Source organism: Streptococcus oralis, assembly GCF_004127215.1.
In the GTDB taxonomy this organism is placed as follows: domain Bacteria; phylum Bacillota; class Bacilli; order Lactobacillales; family Streptococcaceae; genus Streptococcus; species Streptococcus oralis_BD.
In genome coordinates, this window is the sequence record NZ_QEWJ01000086.1 from 1 (window position 1) to 431 (window position 431).

The 431-nt window shown below is 66.1% G+C and carries 1 protein-coding gene; it reads left to right on the forward strand.

The window, feature by feature from the left end:
- Positions 1-431: SDR family NAD(P)-dependent oxidoreductase (locus tag DF216_RS10510; RefSeq protein WP_129326786.1), on the forward strand; the 431-nt coding region annotated here is incomplete at both ends.

Here is a 431-nt window from a genome sequence, read left to right on the forward strand (position 1 = left end):
TTTCGAGACCGTGCTCGACGTTCATCTGCGCGGCGCCTTCCATGTCGTGCGCGCCGCCTTCACGCATATGTGTGCGGCGAACTATGGCCGCATCGTCCTCACCGGATCGATCAACGGCCTCTACGGCAATGCCGGCGTGGTCAATTACAGCGTCGCCAAGGCGGGGATGATCGGCCTGTCCAACGTCGCCGCGATCGAGGGCGCGGCCCGTGGGGTGAAGAGCAACATCATCCTGCCCGGTGCCGTCACCCGCATGGCCGAAGGGCTGGACACCAGCGCCTATCCGCCGATGGATCCGGAGCTGGTCGCACCCGCCGTCGGCTATCTTGCGCATCAGGATTGCGCGGTCAGTGGCGAGATGCTGATCGCCATGGCCGGGCGCGTCGCGCGGGCCTACACGATGGAAACCGTCGGCCTGTTCCAGCCCGACT